Source organism: Bacillus sp. mrc49, assembly GCF_002803435.1.
This window is the reverse complement of sequence record NZ_PHNG01000650.1, coordinates 1-3,555: the sequence shown is the minus strand read 5'-3', so window position 1 is coordinate 3,555 and position 3,555 is coordinate 1. Positions and strand designations below refer to the sequence as shown.

General features: G+C 46.7%; 6 protein-coding genes. All 6 read right to left on the bottom strand.

Annotated elements, in window-relative coordinates:
• The coding region (locus tag CVN76_RS08490) for a flagellin N-terminal helical domain-containing protein (protein WP_442857562.1) at positions 1 to 447 on the bottom strand (447 nt) is incomplete at its 3' end.
• Positions 448 to 585: 138 nt separating this feature from the next.
• Positions 586 to 819 carry a carbon storage regulator CsrA gene (csrA, locus tag CVN76_RS08485; RefSeq protein WP_064467183.1) on the bottom strand — a complete coding sequence of 78 codons (234 nt, stop codon included), beginning with the start codon at positions 817 to 819 and terminating at the stop codon, positions 586 to 588.
• On the bottom strand, positions 819 to 1,262 hold the full coding sequence (gene fliW / locus CVN76_RS08480) for a flagellar assembly protein FliW (RefSeq protein ID WP_100530909.1): 444 nt from the start codon (positions 1,260 to 1,262) through the stop codon (positions 819 to 821). The genes csrA and fliW overlap by 1 nt, the downstream gene beginning before the upstream one ends.
• A gap of 8 nt (positions 1,263 to 1,270) precedes the next feature.
• On the bottom strand, positions 1,271 to 1,849 hold the full coding sequence (locus tag CVN76_RS08475) for a DUF6470 family protein (protein ID WP_100530908.1): 579 nt from the start codon (positions 1,847 to 1,849) through the stop codon (positions 1,271 to 1,273).
• A 44-nt stretch (positions 1,850 to 1,893) separates the two neighbouring features.
• Positions 1,894 to 2,772 carry a flagellar hook-associated protein FlgL gene (gene flgL / locus CVN76_RS08470; protein ID WP_100530907.1) on the bottom strand — a complete coding sequence of 293 codons (879 nt, stop codon included), beginning with the start codon at positions 2,770 to 2,772 and terminating at the stop codon, positions 1,894 to 1,896.
• A 15-nt stretch (positions 2,773 to 2,787) separates the two neighbouring features.
• A partial coding sequence (locus CVN76_RS08465) for a flagellar basal body rod C-terminal domain-containing protein (RefSeq protein ID WP_332850620.1) occupies positions 2,788 to 3,555 on the bottom strand: 768 nt, incomplete at its 5' end.

Genomic DNA, 3,555 nt, shown 5'->3' with positions numbered 1-3,555 from the left:
AGCAGCTTGAGCTACAGTTTTGCTATCTTTAGCACCGTTCAATAATTTTTGCGTATTGAACTCAGTCGTGTTACCGATACGGTTGATTTCAGAAGTTAGGGAATCCATTTCTTTTTGGATTTCGCCGCGGTCGTTTGTTGTATTAGTATCTGTTGATGCTTGAGTAGCAAGTTCACGCATGCGTTGAAGGATGTCAGTCGTTTCGTTTAATGCACCTTCAGCCGTTTGGATAAGAGAGATAGCATCTTGTGAGTTACGAGAAGCTTGATCCAATCCGCGGATTTGTCCACGCATTTTTTCAGAGATTGCTAGACCAGCTGCATCGTCACCAGCACGGTTGATACGCATACCTGAAGCCAGTTTCTCCATTGATTTGGATTGTGCGTTTGTTGCACTTGATAATTGACGGTGTGTGTTAAGAGCTGAGATATTGTGATTGATGATCATTTATGTTTCCTCCTTGAGTTTTAAGTTCCCACATCCATGTGGTTCATCACGGTGGGCAGTGAATAAGTCGGCCGCCTATATCACTGCCCATCGTTGTATAGTTAATATCGACATGCTCGGAAACATATTTAGCGGATTTTACGATTTTTTCTTGAAATACTCATTTATGTTTTGCAGAAGATGTGATTCCGTTTGGGTGGCTTCACTATTTTCCTGCTGGATCGATAGATAGATTTCCTTTCTATGGATCTCGACGTTTTTCGGGGCATTGATCCCGAGCTTGATCTGTTCTCCCTCAATCGAGAGGATCGTGATTTCGATATCATCGCCGATCATGATCGCTTCATTCGGTTTTCTCGTCAATACGAGCATCATTTCGCCCCCTGTTCTGTGGGGGTTTCGATCAGCCTATGTTTTGTGCGGTAATCAGTGCCGTTCATGATGAATTGCTTTCCCAATTTCTTTGAGCCATTTATGATGACGGGGGCCTGAAGGTTCGCTGTCGTTTCATTGAAGGGATCCGAAATCGTCAAGATCGCGAACGTAAGGACATCCTGCTCCGTTTCTATTTGTAAAAGCTCGAGCACTTCATCGGTAAGCTTCACTTCGTATTCACGAAATACATCAAAAGGGTTCGTCACAATGAAGGCAACCTCTTTTGTTTTTGTCGATTGCAGGACGAAAAAGGGTGTATCATCCAATGTAAGCAGGCAAAACTGTTTTTCCTCCAAAAAGCCCGGCAGCCCGCTTTCGAATCGATAGATTTCATTCGCCATTAATTCAATTTCGCCATGAAATTTGGTTTGTACATTCATCTCCGTTTTCACTCACCTGACTCATCGGGATATACATTAATGAAATCTATATCCAGCGTATTTTTTTGTAAAATCTCCACATCGACACTGCCCGGTGTGTATGTATGTTCCGGCCTGTTGATCTGGGCATCGATGATCGGCTTCTGGGCGGTCGCTTCAATCTCCACTTGTGCCGGCTCGTAGTCAAGCTTCACGCTGAAATAAGAGGGAATCCAGCCAAGATTGAATTGTTTTTCCGCCCCTTTGCTGTTTTGCTTGGCCTGATCGGCGAGCGGACTGCCGCCTCTTTCAATGTGCCTCAGCTCCGTCCCCTGCTGCGAACGCCGAGCCATGCCCGCTAGCCAATCCTGGTACCCTTGCTGGGCGAATTCCTCCACTCTTCTTGAGAGGCTTTTCAAGTCCATATCCTCCCTGGCCTTTGTCTGATCGATCGTCAGCTTGCCTGGGGTCGTATGGATTTCCAGAATGGCCTGCGGCTGCTCGATTCGTTGAACGGCCGCCTTTTGTTCGATTTGCTGTACTGGCTGTTCGATATCCAACCCGATCTTCATTGGGGCGGATTGCAATCTAATTTGCGGAATCTGCATCATCAACACTCCTTATAGAAAAAAGCTATCCATTTAAGAATAGCTTAGCGAAGAAAATCCAATAAACTCGGCTGCATGATTTTCGCCCCGATACTTAAAGCGGCACTATGGACGCTTTCCTGGGTCGTCAAATCCATGATCGCTTTTTCGATATCGACATCCTCGTTTTTTGAGAGGATCGAGGTGGCAAAAACCTCCTGCTGCTTAAGACGGTCCGTCATCAGCTCAATCCTGTTTTGCCTGGCGCCGACCTGGGCCTGCATGCCTAAGAAGGTATTGATCGTTGCGTCAAGCCCTTCAAGCGTGCTGGTCACATCGCCGCCGCTTTCCAGTGCAGCGATCGTTTTGTCGATGCTCCCGCCATTTGCGAGCGCTTCTCCAAAAACCTTCGAACCGTCCGTGTTGATTTTCAAGGAAATCCCCGAAAATACCTCAAGGTTTATATCGCCTTTGCCATATACGATATTCCCATTCGCGTCTTTAACGGATGAAGGCTTCACATTCGTATCCTGACCGTTGAAAATATACTTCCCGCCAATCTGTGTGTCACCGAGGGTGATGAGATGTTCCTTCAATTGCTTGATTTCCTCTGAAATGTTTTTCGATTGATCTCCTTCGTACGTGCCATTGCTTCCTTGAACCGTTATCTCCCGAATCCGCTGCATCGTGGAAACCGCTTCAGAAATGGTATCATCCGTACTGTCGATCCAATTTGTCGCCTCGGAAATATTGCTCTGATACTGTCCGATTTGATTCAAATTGGTACGGTATCCCATGCCCATCATGGCTGCAACGGGATCGTCGGATGGTTTGGAGAATTTCTTTTGAGAGGAAACCTGCTCTTGCAGCTTGGCCATCTTTTCGTAGCTGCCGCTTAAGTTGGTTAACATATTATTGGTTAGCATCGATTGCGTTACTCGCATGTTCATTCACTCCTCTTATCGGCCTACCGTGCCCATTCCGTTGATGATCTTATCGAGCATTTCGTCCATCATCGTCATCATCCTTGCAGAAGCGTTGTATGCCTGCTGGAATTTGATCATGTCCGTCATTTCTTCATCAAGCGATACGGAGCTGACGGAATCCCTATTTTGATTGACGGAAGTGGCAAGCACAACCGAGTTGGATAGGTTCTTTTGGGCGCTTTGGGAATCCACACCAAGCTTGCCGATGATACCGGCATAATACGTGTCGAAGCTTCCCGTCAATTCTTTTGAATTTTGGTCCTTCGTCGAGTACTCACTAAACGCCTTTTTCTTCAAGTCCGCCAGGAGTTTAGCGTTTTCATTGTCTCCGGATGCTCCGCCGCTTTTACCGCCTGCGGCAATCTTCGATGGATCTTTTATGATCTCGCCATTCACCTTGATGCTTTGGGCAGCGCTCTTACCTGATTCGATCTCGAAAAAGTTCAGGACTGATTGGTTGCCGTCGCCCAATGCATACCCCTGTTTGTGGATGGCATTGAACTCGTTCACGAAGGCAGCCGTCATATTATCGAGCTTTTTCAGCATATCCGGATAAGCTCCGCCGATCGTGCCATCAGCCTTTTTGTAACCAAAGCTGTTGATCAAGCCCGACAGTTCTCCTGAAAACTTGTAGTCCGTCAATGTTTTTGACCCGACTTTCACTCCATCGACCATGCCTGTCGTTTTGTCATAGCCGACTTCGACTTTCGACGTTCCCACCATCCCCGTTTGATTGACGCT

Excerpts from the sequence above, each read along its gene's own strand:
- csrA (WP_064467183.1), bottom strand. The coding sequence starts at position 819 with ATGCTCGTATTGACGAGAAAACCGAATGAAGCGATCATGATCGGCGAT.
- fliW (WP_100530909.1), bottom strand. The coding sequence starts at position 1,262 with ATGAATGTACAAACCAAATTTCATGGCGAAATTGAATTAATGGCGAAT.
- CVN76_RS08475 (WP_100530908.1), bottom strand. The coding sequence starts at position 1,849 with ATGCAGATTCCGCAAATTAGATTGCAATCCGCCCCAATGAAGATCGGG.
- flgL (WP_100530907.1), bottom strand. The coding sequence starts at position 2,772 with ATGCGAGTAACGCAATCGATGCTAACCAATAATATGTTAACCAACTTA.